16 protein-coding genes and 1 pseudogene are annotated in these 15839 nt (G+C 39.4%); 12 read left to right on the top strand and 5 right to left on the bottom strand.

Going from position 1 to position 15839, the window contains the following annotated elements:
* The first annotated feature begins 53 nt into the window (after positions 1 to 53).
* The 9 genes and pseudogenes from xdhC (at position 54) to BTO10_RS07595 (ending at position 7445) form a co-directional block, all read left to right on the top strand.
* The gene (gene xdhC / locus BTO10_RS07635; RefSeq protein WP_105024137.1) at positions 54 to 935 is read left to right on the top strand and encodes a xanthine dehydrogenase accessory protein XdhC; all 882 of its coding nucleotides are present in this window, start codon (positions 54 to 56) and stop codon (positions 933 to 935) included.
* Between the two features lie 59 nt (positions 936 to 994).
* The gene (guaD, locus tag BTO10_RS07630) at positions 995 to 2329 is read left to right on the top strand and encodes a guanine deaminase (protein ID WP_105024136.1); all 1335 of its coding nucleotides are present in this window, start codon (positions 995 to 997) and stop codon (positions 2327 to 2329) included.
* Positions 2330 to 2643: 314 nt separating this feature from the next.
* On the top strand, positions 2644 to 3000 hold the full coding sequence (locus BTO10_RS07625; RefSeq protein WP_105024135.1) for a hypothetical protein: 357 nt from the start codon (positions 2644 to 2646) through the stop codon (positions 2998 to 3000).
* Positions 3001 to 3268: 268 nt separating this feature from the next.
* Positions 3269 to 4390: a histidine decarboxylase gene (locus BTO10_RS07620; RefSeq protein ID WP_105024134.1), complete on the top strand. Its 1122-nt coding sequence runs from the start codon at positions 3269 to 3271 to the stop codon at positions 4388 to 4390.
* A 10-nt stretch (positions 4391 to 4400) separates the two neighbouring features.
* Complete coding sequence (locus BTO10_RS07615; RefSeq protein WP_004737501.1) at positions 4401 to 4793, top strand: hypothetical protein; 393 nt, start codon at positions 4401 to 4403, stop codon at positions 4791 to 4793.
* A gap of 23 nt (positions 4794 to 4816) precedes the next feature.
* Positions 4817 to 5086: pseudogene (locus tag BTO10_RS07610) on the top strand (amidohydrolase family protein); the annotation flags it as partial.
* Between the two features lie 255 nt (positions 5087 to 5341).
* Complete coding sequence (locus BTO10_RS07605) at positions 5342 to 6220, top strand: AEC family transporter (protein ID WP_105024133.1); 879 nt, start codon at positions 5342 to 5344, stop codon at positions 6218 to 6220.
* A gap of 296 nt (positions 6221 to 6516) precedes the next feature.
* Positions 6517 to 7044 carry a hypothetical protein gene (locus tag BTO10_RS07600; RefSeq protein ID WP_105024132.1) on the top strand — a complete coding sequence of 176 codons (528 nt, stop codon included), beginning with the start codon at positions 6517 to 6519 and terminating at the stop codon, positions 7042 to 7044.
* A gap of 182 nt (positions 7045 to 7226) precedes the next feature.
* Entirely contained in the window at positions 7227 to 7445 is a 219-nt protein-coding gene (locus BTO10_RS07595) for a DUF3299 domain-containing protein (RefSeq protein ID WP_258097039.1), read from the top strand.
* A 150-nt stretch (positions 7446 to 7595) separates the two neighbouring features.
* On the opposite strand, the gene BTO10_RS07590 is transcribed toward BTO10_RS07595, so the two are convergent.
* The 4 genes from BTO10_RS07590 to BTO10_RS07575 all read right to left on the bottom strand — a co-directional run bounded on the left by BTO10_RS07590 (position 7596) and on the right by BTO10_RS07575 (position 10681).
* Complete coding sequence (locus tag BTO10_RS07590; RefSeq protein WP_105024130.1) at positions 7596 to 8030, bottom strand: META domain-containing protein; 435 nt, start codon at positions 8028 to 8030, stop codon at positions 7596 to 7598.
* Between the two features lie 21 nt (positions 8031 to 8051).
* Positions 8052 to 8804, bottom strand: coding sequence for a hypothetical protein (locus BTO10_RS07585; RefSeq protein ID WP_105024129.1), 753 nt, complete (start codon positions 8802 to 8804; stop codon positions 8052 to 8054).
* A 398-nt stretch (positions 8805 to 9202) separates the two neighbouring features.
* The gene (locus tag BTO10_RS07580) at positions 9203 to 9856 is read right to left on the bottom strand and encodes an isochorismatase family protein (protein ID WP_105024128.1); all 654 of its coding nucleotides are present in this window, start codon (positions 9854 to 9856) and stop codon (positions 9203 to 9205) included.
* Positions 9857 to 9955: 99 nt separating this feature from the next.
* Positions 9956 to 10681, bottom strand: coding sequence for an NUDIX domain-containing protein (locus BTO10_RS07575; RefSeq protein WP_105024127.1), 726 nt, complete (start codon positions 10679 to 10681; stop codon positions 9956 to 9958).
* Positions 10682 to 11056: 375 nt separating this feature from the next.
* On the opposite strand from BTO10_RS07575, the gene pncB reads away from it, so the two are divergent.
* Positions 11057 to 12367, top strand: coding sequence for a nicotinate phosphoribosyltransferase (gene pncB, locus BTO10_RS07570; protein ID WP_105024126.1), 1311 nt, complete (start codon positions 11057 to 11059; stop codon positions 12365 to 12367).
* 349 nt (positions 12368 to 12716) lie between these two features.
* On the opposite strand, the gene BTO10_RS07565 is transcribed toward pncB, so the two are convergent.
* Positions 12717 to 13142 (bottom strand): ester cyclase, encoded by a 426-nt coding sequence (locus tag BTO10_RS07565; RefSeq protein WP_105024125.1) that lies wholly within the window; start codon positions 13140 to 13142, stop codon positions 12717 to 12719.
* A gap of 116 nt (positions 13143 to 13258) precedes the next feature.
* Here BTO10_RS07565 and BTO10_RS07560 point away from each other — a divergent pair, with 116 nt between their 5' ends.
* Positions 13259 to 14161, top strand: coding sequence for a LysR family transcriptional regulator (locus tag BTO10_RS07560; RefSeq protein ID WP_105024124.1), 903 nt, complete (start codon positions 13259 to 13261; stop codon positions 14159 to 14161).
* A 485-nt stretch (positions 14162 to 14646) separates the two neighbouring features.
* Entirely contained in the window at positions 14647 to 15645 is a 999-nt protein-coding gene (locus tag BTO10_RS23705) for a hypothetical protein (protein ID WP_258097038.1), read from the top strand.
* The last annotated feature ends 194 nt before the right edge of the window (positions 15646 to 15839 follow it).

Below are 15839 nucleotides of genomic sequence, written 5' to 3'. Positions count from 1 at the left end.
GCTTAGGGCGTAATAAACAGCTTAGGAAGCATAGAAGGGATTTAGGAGGACATATGTTTAAGGATAATTGGATTCACGCACTGGCAAAACTGGAAGAGAACTACGAACCATGTGTCATGGTGACAGTGCTTGAAGACAGAGGCTCAGTGCCACGTGATGCGGGTACCAAGATGCTTGTCACTCGTGACCGAATCATCGCTACGATTGGTGGTGGTCACCTGGAACATGTGGCCACTAAAATGGCACGTGAAATGCTGATTGCCAGTGAAAAGTCGCTCAAAGTGGAACGTTTTAACCTAGGCGCTCGTTTGGGCCAGTGTTGTGGCGGAATGGCAACGCTAAGCTTTGAGCCGATTGGTACTCAACAGAACCATCTCGTGCTGTTCGGCGCTGGCCATGTTGCCAAGGCGCTGCTGCACATTGTCGCGACCCTACCCTTCCGTGTGACCTGGATTGATGAACGTGAAGAAATGTTCCCGGACACGCTTCCTCACGGTGTCAAAAAGCTAGTCACAGACGATCCGGTTGGCGAAGTTAAACACATGCCACCGAATAGCTACTACCTAGTAATGACCCACAACCACCAGCTTGATTTCGATTTAACGAAAGCCATTATCGACCGTGAAGACAGCCGTTACTTCGGCATGATCGGCTCGCTGACTAAGCGTAAGAAGTTTGACTTCCGCTTAGAACAACGTGGTTACAGCCAAGAACAAATTGAAACTATGATTTGCCCGATTGGCATTAGCGCTGTGAATGGCAAACATCCAGCTGAAATCGCGGTATCGGTCGCGGGTGAACTGATCGCACACTATCAGGGCCAAGCGCTTGAACAAAAGCGCCCAACCAAACAATATCAAAATCAGGATTTGACCGATCAACACAGTCAATCAAGCGATGTAGGCGAACCTCCTTTGGAAGAGAAGATCGCCTAATACAAGTCGCAAAGCTTCGGTAGCCATAACGTTACTGAAGTCATTAAAAGGAAGTAAACATGACAACGCAACGCAAAGCTTATCGCGCCAGTATTTTACACAGCGTAGCCGACCCAAAAGACGTCGGTATCGATGAGTCTTACGACTATTTTGAAGACGGTGTTTTAGTGGTTGAGAATGGCCACATCGTCGATTTGGGTCATGCCGATGACGTATTGGCACGTCAGCCTAAAACACTCGAAGTAAAAGAATACAAAGACAAACTGATCACCTCTGGTTTTATTGATACGCACATCCACTACCCTCAAACGGGGATGATCGCATCTTACGGTGAGCAGCTACTTGATTGGTTAGAGAATTACACCTTCCCAGAAGAAAAACGTTTCAAAAACCCAGTCTACGCGCACAAAGTGGCGAAGCTATTTCTAGACGAACTGGCGAGCAACGGCACCACGACAGCACTCGTGTTCGGCACCGTGCACAAAGAGTCGGTTAACGTTTTCTTTGAAGAAGCTGAGAAACGTAACCTACGTATGATCGCGGGTAAGGTTTTAATGGATCGCAATGCGCCCGATTACCTCACCGACACTCCTGAGTCTGGCTATGAAGATTCAAAAGAACTCATCGAGAAATGGCATAACCGTGGCCGCTTGTTGTATGCAGTGACACCGCGCTTTGCGCCAACCAGTACCCCGGAGCAACTGGAAACTGTAGGGAAATTGTTAGAAGAGTATCCAGATGTGTACATGCACACCCACCTTTCTGAAAACAAGAAAGAGATCGACTGGGTTCTAGAATTGTTCCCAGAACGCGACAGCTATTTAGATGTGTATGACCACTATGGCTTACTGCATAAGCGTTCGGTATTCGCACACGGTATTCACCTATCAGACTGCGAATGCAAACGCCTCGCGGATACCGATTCTGCAATCGCCTTCTGCCCTACTTCCAACCTGTTTTTAGGCTCTGGATTATTCAAGCTGCCAAAAATGGAAGAGCACGGTATTCGTGTTGGAATGGGGACAGACGTTGGCGCTGGTACCAGCTTCTCGATTCTGCAAACCATGAGCGAGGCGTACAAAATCATGCAGCTTCAACAAGAGAAACTTCACCCTGCCAAATCGCTGTTTTTGGCAACTTTAGGTGGCGCACGTTCTCTGCATTTAGAAGATAAAATCGGTAACTTAGAAGTAGGCAAAGAAGCCGACTTCGTGGTACTGGATCTACATGCGACACAACTGATGCGCTTCAGAATGGAACAAGCGACCAAGCTTGAAGAAAAACTATTTGTACTGATGAGCTTGGGTGACGACAGAACAGTCAGCGAAACTTACATCTACGGTGAGAAAACCTACGATGTGAATTTCAAAGATTACAAAAAGCTTGTGAGTTAAGTTGAGAGAAATAATCACACAGCGGCTTAACTTAACGATGGCACGCTCTCGTGCCATCGAAAAATAGGCGATATATCTAGTTGAAGCGAACTTCCTTTAGTTGCACATCAAAACTTCATCAAGTCACGAACAAAGATATAGCATCGAAAAATCCCTACTCCCCCCCATCAAATAATGACAAATAAAATTATAAACAATTAAATCACCCAAAAATATAAAATATGCAAGTGAGATCTATTTTAAGATAATAAAAACAAAAAAAACTTTTTATTATCTTTTTTTATACTATATTGGGCCCAAAAAGGTAACTAGTTATGAAACTCAAAGAAATAAAAACTGGAATTTCCCTAATGTTGTTTGCTTCATCGGCATGCGCAGGCCCGCTAGATGAAATCATCACCACAGATGAAAAAAAGATATCAACTATTACTGTTGGCGTTGACGGCAGCTGGTTTATTAAATCAGAAGATAGCTGGAACTTACAAGGATGTAATGAAATAGAAGTACTTAAAATTGAATCAAGTCACCCAAATAAAGTAGATTACATAAATTTACTGTCCACAATAAATGACTATTCAAAAGCAAAAATAAAAGCCCATGCTTATTGTGACAAATATGACAACTCCGTAATTACTGCTGGTAAATTTATATCTATCACCTTCAGCCAGTAGTTATATTTAGATAAATTAAAAGTGGACTAATTAATAGAACAACACTGTAATCTTTGGTAAAAAACCAAACCATAGCTTAATCATCGACATTTAATTAGCAATTTAAATATCTATTAATTATAAGTGTGAAAAATATTATTATAAGAATTGCCTTTTCCAAATTTCTATAAAAGTTTAATTAGAAAGGCTGATAACCATACCCCGAGAGAAAACCAGAAAAGTGTAATTTATATTTAATACTGGCTAGGACGATTTAAAAGGGTAGACTATGTCTTTAAATGCTCATCAACAAGAGAAATTAAAAATTTTCATAAAGGATATTCATAAAAAAGCAACAAGCTTTATGGGTTATCCAATTTCAACAGACTTTAACTATCAACAACTAAAAGAATTAATCAACTTTCCTTTAAATAACCTTGGGGATCCTTTTGCTAAATCTACTTGGCAAGTTGATAGTAGAGAGTTTGAATGTGAAGTAATAGAATTTTTTGCAAAACTATTACGAGCACCTGAAAAAGATTGGTGGGGGTATGTCACAAATGGCAGTACTGAAGCTAATCTATATGCTTTATATTTAGCTCGTGAACTCTACCCTAATGGTATTTGTTATTTTTCCAAAGAAACTCATTATTCTGTCGCCAAAAATTTACACTTGCTCAATATGCGTCATATAATGATCCGATGTGACGATAAGGGTGTAATTGACTATGATGACTTGCGAGAAACGCTAAAAGTCAATAGGGATGTGCCTGCTATTATTTTTGCGAATAGTGGCACCACTATGACAGAAGCCAAAGATGACATAAAAAAAATTCGTACTATTTTAGACGAGTTTTCTATTTCAAAAAGTTATATCCACAGTGATGCCGCATTATGCGGAGCTATAAATCCTTTTTTAACACCCAGACCGTCGTTTGATTTTGAAGACGGTGCCGACAGTGTTTCACTGAGTGGACACAAATTTATTGGTTCTCCAATTCCTTGTGGGGTTGTTGTAGCCCGTAAATCAAATGTTGATCGTATTGCACGCTCTATTGCTTACATTGGCTGTTTAGATACTACTATTACAGGCTCACGTAATGGCTTTACACCGATGGTACTGTGGTATGCCATTAACAGTTTAGGGTTAGAAGGCCTGGCTAAACGTGTACTACACAGCCTAGAAATTGCAAAATACACGGAAATTCAATTACAAAATATAGGTATAAAAGCTTGGCGAAACCCAAATGCGATAACTGTTGTTTTACCAGCTGTGCCAGAGGGAATAAAGCAAAAATATCAATTAGCAACAGCAAATGGTATGACACATATTATTTGTATGCCACATATGAAATTTTCAGATATTGATGCGTTTACTTCTGCATTAAAACTAGACATGAATGACCTATGAGGATATTTAAATGGAAAAGATAATATTAATATCTGAAGACTATATCGGATTGATCACAGACATAACGGAAATTTTATCGAAAAATAAAATAAAAATAAAAAATATAGATGCTGACAAAATAAATAACACCGCATTAATAAAGATAAGTTCAGACAATAACAAGTACACGTATGAAATATTGATTAAAGCGGGATTCAATATTATTTTCAACACTGAGATAATAATGGTAAAAATCGATGATGAGCTTGGAGCGTTGGCAAAGTTAGCAAGGAAATTATCAGAGAATAATATTGACATTAGAAGTCTGAATATTGTCGAACAGGATGAAAACCATTTGATTTTATCTATCACATGCTCAGACCCAGAGAAGACTAAAAAATTGATGAGTCACATGTTGATATAAACAAAACCTGACAATACCAAATTTTATTTTTGGCAACTTTAGGTGGCGCACGTTCTCTGCATTTAGAAGATAAAATCGGTAACTTAGAAGTAGGCAAAGAGGCCGACTTCGTAGTACTGGATCTGCACGCAACACAACTGATGCGCTTCAGAATGGAACAAGCGACCAAGCTTGAAGAAAAACTATTTTTACTGATGAGCTTGGGTGACGACAGAACCGTCAGCGAGACTTACATCTACGGTGAGAAAGCCTACGACGTCAATTTCAAAGATTACAAAAAGCTTGTGAGTTAGCGAATACCTCACTGTTGTTGGGTAACCTTTGTTGTTAAAGAACCCGTCCAGATTCGCCTAGCCTTAAAAGACCAGTTGCTAATGCCACTGGTCTTTTTTGTGCTTCATTCAAAGAAATACAAATTATTGCCAGTGGTGTGCTCAACACCCATGACGCAGCCAAGTTATGTTGGTACGTTAGACGGTGGTAGACCAAATATTGTCCGTTTAAAACTATTGTCCGCTTAAAACAACACACGCTTAGAAAGGAATTCTATGTTCGAACAGGTCGTTAGCATTCTGTTTCCCGTTTTTGCACTCGCCAGTGCTGGCTTTGCAGTCGGTCGTTGGCTTAAGCCCGATTTCAAGCCAATCAATCGCATCAACATGGATGTTTGTATCCCTGCTTTGGTGTTTGCATCGCTGACCACCATGCCACTCGACACCGAACAACTGCCTCTGATTTCTGCCTCTTTGGTTGCGGTGTTAGTACCCGCACTGCTGATGATACCGATCTGTAAGATCTTTAAGCTCAACTTCAAAGCTTGGGCTCCGCCACACATGTTTCGTAATAGCGGCAACCTTGCGATCCCCCTATTCACGTATACCTTTGGCGAAAGTGCATTAGCCCCAGCGGTACTGCTGTTTGTGGTGTCGGCGTGTGTTCATATCAGTGTAGGCTTGGCGTTATTAAGCGAAGGTAACCCGATCAAACAGATCTTCAAGATGCCGATATTCTTGGCTGCTTTATTAGCAATGACACTGAATTTGTCCGGCATTGCAGTCTGGAATCCTATCTACGAAGCCACATCGCTGCTTGGACAAGCTGCTGTTCCTGTCATGCTTTTGTCACTGGGATCACAAATGGTCAACTTGAGGCTGAGCGGTCTGAAAGTCGGCTTGTTATGTACCGCGCAATCTCTGTTCACTGGAGCGATCGCATTTACGATCATCTACTACTTCATTCCTCTACCTACTCTACACTTGCAGATGATGGTGTTGTTCACCATGCTGCCACCTGCTGTGATGAATTACCTGTTCGCAGAAAGGTTCAACGTAGAGCCATCTAAAGTCGCCTCTATGGTGTTGTTCGGTAACTTCTTAAGTGTGGTAACGCTGCCGATATTACTGTCTTTTGCCCTGTCGATGTCCTAAAAATTACTGCGAGTCCGCTGTACGACAGGCACACAAGATAAAAACATAAAGTTCCCATCCTAAGAATAAATATCATTGTTGATGTTTAATAAACGCACAAAATAGAAACTCAATACAAAATAAGTTTGATATCACTCTTTCCCTCCCCCCCTTCCTGAACAAAAACACAAAAATGAACAACAAAATATTTTATTTATTTTGACTTTGTTCTCCTCGAACTTCATCTTCCTCAAGTTACCTAGTTAATAAAATACCATCCGATTTTCGCCCCGCTGGCATTACCTTTTATAAGTCATATGAAAATTAAAAATTTAATACCTCTACTGCTATGTACCTTCTCTCACCAAGCATTGTCTGCTGCAAATTTCACTACAGATTTTGTAGAGCTTGGGATTCAAACAAAGCCAAATGGTATTAGTTTGGAAGGGGGGCGAGATATCAATGACAGCCTAGCGCTTCTAGGTGGAGTAAGCTCAAATACCGATCTCGATGAAGACAACTATGACGTCTATATCGGGCCTCAAGTTTATGGGCCTATCAACCAAGCCATCGATCTCAATACTCAACTATTGCTTCACTACAACAAAGGATCTTACGCTCCAGGGAAAAGCAAAACCTTTATTGAATTCAACGCAGGGCTTCGTGCCTGGATTACGCAACGAGTAGAGGCAAATGTCATGGTGGGGGCAAATGGAGAGCATTCGATCTTTACGTTTGGCGCGAGATTCCATGCAACGGATAAAGCCGCGTTCTCGATATCTTCTAAGAACAACGGGATTTACGGGCCTCAACTACAACTTGGGGTTAGATACAATTTTAATTAACTGACTGTAAGTAAAGATTCTTAAAAGCAAAGTAGCCATTTGATGAGACATCTTGTATTCAACATACTTAGCGCAGCAAAAATTAACATCAGAAGGGCTACACGCCGATTAACGACTAAAGCTGCATTCAGAGTATATAGAGAATCCACAGCGAGCATCAGAAACACTAACTCACGACTTTGATGGTAAGAAGGTTCCTCGCTACCGAATTCTTGTTAGTTCCTACTGCTGGAGCGTGTATACATCTGCCACCACCAGCGAACCAAATTGTCAACATCTCTTACCCTGAAGGCGACAAAGTAGAAACGGTTCAACACCCAGCCTGGGTCGAAGGCGTAATTTCTTCAAAACTGACCACCAACAATGTGTATCTTGTCAATGGCGATCTGACCATGGGGTAAGATATGAATGCTTCGTTGGTAGTGAATTACCACTAAGTCAGCGACGTAAATCACGAAGTGCTAATGCTAGCTTTGGTTTAACCGACAAATCATAACCTATAACGAAAAGAGCCTCATCGAGGCTCTTTTTAACATCCAATCAATTCCAAGCTAGCTTGATGGTTCGAAGACCAACGTATTGTCATGTCCGATAATCGTCAACTGTTTACCTGCATCGTCGTAGGCCACAGTAACGCTCTCTTCGAGTGTATCAAAAATCAAATTCTCTTGAATCGCTTGAGTTCCACTACAGCCCATTCTCGTGCTGGCAATTGGGGTGAATGCCAAATAGCCCTGCTCAAATGTCGTTACTTGGGTGACAAAATGGTTACACCCCGTACGGCCGTAAATGTTATCTCGTGCTATTTGTATTGATGCTTGGTGTGTCGGCTGCTCACCATTGATACGAAGAAGATTCCAAGGCCCCATAACAGCCTTGTGCATTGGTGACAACTCATGAGATGTTTCTATTTCTTGCGCTTGAACGGCTGTCCCTAACACGCCAGAAAATAACAACACACTAAGTGATAAAATTACTTTTTTCATTATTCTTTCCGTTACTTATAATTACCAACGCGTGAATTTAATTGAGACGGCTTCACCCATTCCCAGACCTAACCCACCAGCTTTAAGGTCAAAAATCTCCCCAGCTTCTCTGTCCCAAATTTTCACCTCATGGTAAAACAAGCCGCTGAAGTAATGCCCCTTATTATCGAGTAATTCGATCTGCTTCCCCTTCTCAAGCTTATCGAAGAATCGCTCATCAATATAAGATGAACCAGAGAAAACAGGGATTGTTGTAATACCAGCGAAGCGCATCACTAGCTCACCATAATCACCAACAGCACAGGCAATCACAATACCTGCACCGCCACAGGTCGTGACACGATATTGCCAGCCAGAATCGGTAGTAAAAGCACGCTTGATCGTTCCTCGTCCTAATACACCATCTATTTGAATATGCACTTCTTCCGGCAATGTCGTGCCTTTAATTTCAAACATATGAGGTTGAGAGTTACGGAAGTAAGGTATAGACATACCTTGACTAACGAATCGCTTAGTTGGTGTGATAACTTTGATTCTTAACCTATCACCATCAGTGTAACTAATGAGATTAGACAAGGAACTCGGGTCATCCATATCAAGCTGTTCAATATCAATCCATGCACCTTTATTAATGGAATAGAAAGCTTTCATTTCTTCGCTGGTACTTTCTCCAGTAAAATCCAAACTGTTCTTTATAAATAAAGTTGAACTTAGCACTGAGTTAGAAAACAGAAAAGGTAATAATAGTAATATAAACTTAATTTTCTCCAACATACACTGACCTTAAGTATGATTAGTTAATGGCTAGAGATTATTATTTTAATAAATATAAAAACAATGAATAAAAAAAACAATTTTTAAATTTCAACTCGGGACGCATAATTTTCAACACTTATAATAACATTTTTATCATAGCTAGAATAAATGTAATAAGGATATACTTAAGAAGCTTTATTATTTTCTCTATGGGTGCATTGACTATCTGAATCTACCCAAAAAGTAACAGATTTCGATCAAAAACTGTATAGAATGTTTGGATTAACCGCAACGATATGCTCGACTACTGAAGGCGAATCGCCAACCATAAGAACAATACAGCCAGTCAAGCATTGTTAAGTCAGTATTTATATTGAGTACTAAATACTGAATCAATAAACTAACAAAGACTAAAACTAAAGTATCAGATCACTAACAATTTCGTCAGCTGTTGCGACAAAAATAGCACCTTGTTTTTCTAAATCAGCGATCACCTCGGTGCTTTTCTCAGGTAAAACCGCTCGGGTTGATGCGAGATTAACAATAACATTAAAGCCTAAGGTAAGAGCCTGAGAGACCGATTTTTTTACACAAAAATCGAGCGCCAGTCCACCAATAATGAGAGTGTCGATTCGGTTGAATTTAAGAAATTCATTAGCTCCTGTTGTGATGGTATCTGCAATATCATGAAAAAACACACCATAAGGGTGAGCATTAGGGTCCATGCCTTTATTAACTTGAAAATCATACTCTAAAACTTGAGGTAACCCATCGAGTAACTCGGCTCCCGGAGTGCCGACCACACAATGCCGGTTCCATTTAACATCAACATTTGGCAAACCAACAGGATCTAGCATATTCGCTGGTGTTTCAGCATCCCAAGACGCTTTAGGTGGATGCAGGTCACGACTGACAAGCTTGAATTGACCTTTGGTATGGTTCTGTATCAATTCGGGAACAATTGCCAATGCGTCTTTTACTGGAAGTTCATTTGGGCACAGTTCGGTGAACCCTTGTTGAGGGTCAACATCAATAACTGCTGTGTTTTGGTAATTAACTTGAATGGTCATAAAATTCCTAGCTTTTACTGCTTGATTATTAACGCAGTAGAGTTTTTATAAAAATTTTCGATACCTTGGGTTCAGTCTCGTTTAGTAACGAAATACTACTCAACCACGTAAACAGTTTTGAAAGAAAGTTACGTCATCATCTGCGAGTTTATAAACCATAGCTGGTTTACCTCCTTTTCCCTTGTTCGTTGAGGCAATCTTATTGGTTGGTACTATTACACCTGAGTCAATCAAACGACGTTTAATGGTCATTCGGCTGATAGGAACACCAAACTCTCTATAAGCAGCGATAACATCAGCGACCAAAAATTCTTTATCTAAAGCAAATAATAAAACAGAGGTATATTCGATGGATGCTCTTAGCTTTTTCTTGGCAATTTCGATCATTCCCTTATGATCAAAAGCAAGAGCTTCATCTCCATTGAGAAGAGACTCTAACGAACACCATTTTAGTTGACATTCTTCAATACCACTCTCATTGATTTGCTCTACGTTATTTCTATCCAATAAAGCATAGTAAGTGATATTTAAATTCCACTCTTCTGGGGCTCGTTTTGCGTCACTGTCGAAGAAAGCCTCACTAAAGTGACGGGGGTAAGTATGAATTTTTTCTCGACAGATACGACGACGCGCGGCTTCAAAACTATCATCCGCTGGCTGGCCTCCTTGGTCTGTCATGTCTTTATCAAAAACGACGCCTCCGGGCAGTGCCCATATACCATAGCTAGGTCGACTAGGGTTAGAGCGCTTTAACAATAGCACCTCAAGTTTTTTTTGAATGCACCCGGACAATCGAAACGGAATAATATCGACACAAACAATCATAGTAAGTCCTTAAATATGATTTGTGGGCAATTTAGCTTATAAGCGCGACTCAATCAACAGGTAAATAACAATGTGATACAAACTTCAATGATTTGCTATGATTAGAGCTATTCAATCAAAGGTCAACCAAATATATCGTTGATATTCATAACGTCATCGTTTCTTTATAAGAAGCTCATGAAACATTAAACAAGTGAACCTTGAAAAGAGCTAGTAACAAAAGTTGACAAACAAACTTGAGGTATTTATTGTTTATACAACCAGTAAGTAACAAACAGTTATAAACTCAACTTTTTCGGTATCAATAACTTTTTAGTGTCGTAATATGCTAATTCTTCATAATCCTGTAACAAGCTTGAGTCAATAGGGTTCCAAATGCGCGATAATTTATTCTCTTCTCGTATCATCCAAAGTGCGCTAGATTTTGACGTGTATAAAGCAAATATGATGGCAGCCGTAGCATCATATTACCCAGATATTGAAGTGACTTATAAGTTCATTGTTCGAAGCGACGAAGATCTTTCCGCTTTGCTGCCTGAAGTAGAAAAACAAGTGAATCAACTTCAGAAGATTAAATTCACCTCTGAGCAGCTTCAATACGTTAAAAATGTTGCACCATATTTACCAACAGAGTTTATTGAGTCTCTCAAAGCATTTTGCTTTACACCTAAACGAAATGTGTCTTTTAACATTAAATGCAACTCGAATGGTAAAAATCAGCTACACATTACTATCGGAGGTTTATGGCAGGAAGTTATTCTCTATGAAACTCTCATAATGAGTATAGTTTCTGAGGTTCGAAGCCGAACACTCTGGGCAGAAATTCCATCTGATCACTTTCTTGCAGTGCTTCATGAAAAAATACATTTCCTCAAAGCAGAATTGAAGCGACGTAATATTACTAACTTTAAATTTTCTGATATGTCTACTCGTCGACGTTTTTCATATAAAACACAAAAGTTGATGTTGGATTATATTAACTCGACATTACCTGAGTGTTTAACGGGAACCAGTAATTATCATCTTGCTCATAAACTAGGCCTAACTCCCATCGGAACCGTTGCGCATGAATGGTTCATGGGGCATCAAGCACTTACGAATGTCCAAGACTCACAAAAAGTCGCTCTACAACGTTGGCATAGTATGTTTGATGGAGCTTTAGGCATTGCTTTGACGGACACCATTGGTATTGATGCTTTCTTAGCAGACTTTGACGAAAGTTTAAGTCATGCCTATTCTGGTGTAAGACATGATAGTGGCTGCCCTTTTGAATGGGGCGAGAAAGTAATTAAACATTATCAATCACATGGCATCGATCCAATGAGTAAAACATTAGTTTTCACTGATGGATTAAACTTTGAGCAAGCATTAGATATTTGCGAACACTTTCAACAACGAGTTCAAGTTAACTTTGGTATCGGGACCTTTTTAGCAAACGATATGGGTAATTACTCTAATGATAATGGTAAAGCCTATTCACCACTTTCGATCGTAATCAAAATGGTAACATGTAATGGCTCTCCAGTAGCGAAGATCAGCGATGAACCAGAAAAAGCGATGTGTGAAGACATCTTCTTTTTAATGAACCTCAAACGACGCTTCAAGCAAGACCTTGATTTAGACCACTGTCATAAATTGATTGATCGTTTACAAAATGAAGGACAAAACTACCTGATCGAGATCTAAATTCAGACCTCAATTTTTAATAATAAGGTTGAAATTGCCTCGATAGCGAAAAATCGCTATCGAGGAAAAATAGTCACTGTAACCACCTCCAACTGGTGATTGTTCTACTTATCGTTAAGCAGCTCCTTCCAGTGTGTAACTGGACAATACGTAAGAAAATTGCCACTGGGTATTTAGTTAAGATGGTTTAAGCTTCGTTGTCTCACTAATACTCCCATTTTCAACGTTCCCCCCTACTGTGCACCAATGATTGGTTCGGTATTAAGAGTCAATTAAACAAGAGCTAAGCTTTCTGTTAATTGTCTTTGAGGCAATAGTTAGGGTTATACTATGGTTCTTCAATCAACCTTCACTGAGTTACCTGCAGCCCCAACTGAGTTGCCATGCTTAACTCGTTTCTCTCTACAATTTCTTCAATAACCTTGCATTCATTATTGAAACGAAAATAGGTAAGACTTGTCCACGTTAAATCTTTGCCCGTTACGTCAAAACCCATCCAAGTATTGGCATTCTTTGCTTTGTGGGTAAGTGCGACAACAACTTGATCGCCTCCTTCAACAATACGTTGAAAGCTTGTTTCTACACTCTCATAACGTTCAGTAACACAAGACTTCAATTTAGCTTCAAATTGCACCAAGCCTTTTAAGGTGCTGCCACAATCAGGCCTATGGATAAGTGCATCTTCAGCAAAGAACTCTCCAACTCGACTTGTGTCCTTACCATCAACACAAAACTTAAAATAATCTCTTATAGTTTGAACTTGTTTACTAGCCATTTTCCTACCTCACAGTTTGCTATTGAATTTACTGAATTATTAATGAATAAATGAAGCTTGAATAGGTCTAAAAAGAGCGATAGTCTGTCAACAAATAGTAAACAGTAACCCCCATTGTGAATTTAATTACGTTAATAAAATCATTTATAAGTACAGTAGAAGAAGGCAGCTTTACCAGTGCGTCCAAGAAACTAGGAGTGTCTAAATCTCTTGTCAGCCGGAATGTGCGCGACCTCGAAACCTATCTCGAAACTCGATTGATGAATAGATCAACAAAAACACTCTCTCTCACCGATGCTGGGAGACAATACTATCAAGAGGCGCATACACTGATTTTTCAACTAGAGTCGTTAAATGATGCTGTAAGACTTGCAAGTCATGAAATGTCAGGAACTTTAAATGTGCTTGCCCCAAACGGCTTAACTGAAATTACGATGATGCCCTTCGTATGCCACTTTACTACTCAATACCCGGAGTTGAGTGTAAATTTACTTCTTAGTGATAATCTAAGTGATATTTCAGCGCAAGGTTATGATGTGGCAATTCGCTCAGGTCAATTAGTTAAACAAGATTTGGATCTCGTGGCCCAAAAAATCACCGAGCATCACAATGTAATTTGTGCATCTCCAGACTATTTGCGAACCAACGCTCCAATTCGACAACCAATGGATTTGCACTCTCATCGGATTATAGAAGACCCAAATTTGATGAATCACAAGGTATGGCAATTTACGAAAGAAGGGCAAGAGCAGACCTTAAAGATTGTGCCATCGCTTTCAGTGAACAGCGTGCAAGCCGTAAAAAGCGCACTGAAGCAACATTTCGGCGTAGCTATGCTACCCAGAGAATTAGCAGAAAAAGAACTGAAAAGAGGGCAATTGATTGAAGTACTGAACGACTACCAACTATCCAAACGGAATGTCTATGCGCTATATCGTGAACGTACCAACACGCCGAAAAAAGTTAAACTCTTTATCGAAGAGCTGAAGGTATATTACAGTCAGTTTCCCCATCAATGAACAATTTAAAAGTCTAAATAGCTTGATAGCTTACTTTGACTCTCTGATAATAATTCGAAACATACTTCAATCTTAATGAAGATATTAACTTTAAAGTTAGTAAAACACATCGGAATAATAATTTAAATTAACATCAAAATACTCAGTTTTAGTTGTATCAGAATAAAGCAGAAACTTTGAAATGAAGTTAACAGAAATAAACATATTTAATCAGTATGGTAATAATGTTTTTTAAATACTTTGTTTAACCATAACCGAAAGAGATAATTGTTTATGAGAAAAATAGCACTATTGTCAACAGCTCTAATTTTTATGTTCCTTCAGCTTTCACGAGTGAGTTCCAATCATCCAAGTTTTATAGTAACAAAGAATTCATAAATACAAGTTCAATCACATCTTACACAGCTTTAACCGAGTCAATAAAAACAAGAAATAACGTAGATAGCTTCAAATTTAATGACATAACGATAAAAAAGAAAGGCGAGTTGACATGGGAAATCACGAATAATACACCAATCCCAACCTCCTTTTTTCCCGTAAAAGTTGACACTTTAGATGGTCTAAAGCTGATTTCATCGAATGAGGAAGTACCCGCTTTTAGTTCTGCAATTGTATCAATAAATGGGCTCGAAGCCGATAAGCTCGATTTTGTATATCAAAGTAACATCTTTCTTCCGAGGGTCACCCTCGGACCCTATGACTCAGAAGCCTGTCAAAGTCCTCAAGATAAACAAAATACATGCTATAGCTTCCCAGACTCAGAGCAAAAAATTACCATTCAAAATATGATTGCCCTGACCCATAGCTTGAGCAATAGCAAGCAATATTCTGAGTTACTGACAGAGTACATGGAAAATCGTTGCACTAGTAAGCCTTCAAAGTGCGGGAATTATGCAGATGCCCAGTTACCCTATGGTATTAGAAACTTACTGGCCTTGGGGGGACAAGATCACAACCTAGCTCTAAAGGTTATGCGTAATAAATATCGCTCCGAAGGGGTTGGTGGAGGAAGAGGCGTGAAGCTAAATCAGTTCTTAACAAACACTAGTGGGTGGGCTTCTACTTTGCATTCGATACTGACTCCGTCTCAGGCTTACTCAACTCGCTTTTATAGAACTTGGCTACATGAAATTGGCCACGCTCATGGCTTCAACCACTCGAGTGGCATGACATATGGATTTGCAGACTATTTTGCAGCACAAATCATTCCACAACTCACCACTGAAGAGGAACGTCAAACAATCCTTCCTTATCGTTCTCCAACAATTTTATTGGATTTTCAAAAAGAGGGCACTTCAGATATTGAAGGAAATAGTAAAATTAACTTAAACTTCCTGAGTGATAAAATAGAAATTAGTGAAGTCGACTTCCAAGTCATTACGTCCTGTGATTGGGAAAAAACCATTGTTAATTCTGAAGGTAACATTTCTTTATTGTACAAAAAATCCCTAACTGTCCGGTTTTCGTTCGAGTATCTGATGTAAATTCAGATATATTTTCAACAATTAAGTTATCTCGCCATGATTTTTCTCAATCCAAAAGTTATGATATTAACAATAAAAAATTTACAGTGTTAGATAGTGAACTATTAAATCAAAATGATAATGGTTGGGACATCCGACATAAGTGTAGATTACCGAATAAACATTTAGCAACAAAAGAAGAGTATCAAGAGTTA

Source organism: Vibrio chagasii, assembly GCF_002954585.1.
In the GTDB taxonomy this organism is placed as follows: domain Bacteria; phylum Pseudomonadota; class Gammaproteobacteria; order Enterobacterales; family Vibrionaceae; genus Vibrio; species Vibrio chagasii_A.
Note: the sequence above shows the minus strand (reverse complement) of the source record. Positions and strands in the feature narration are given on the sequence as shown.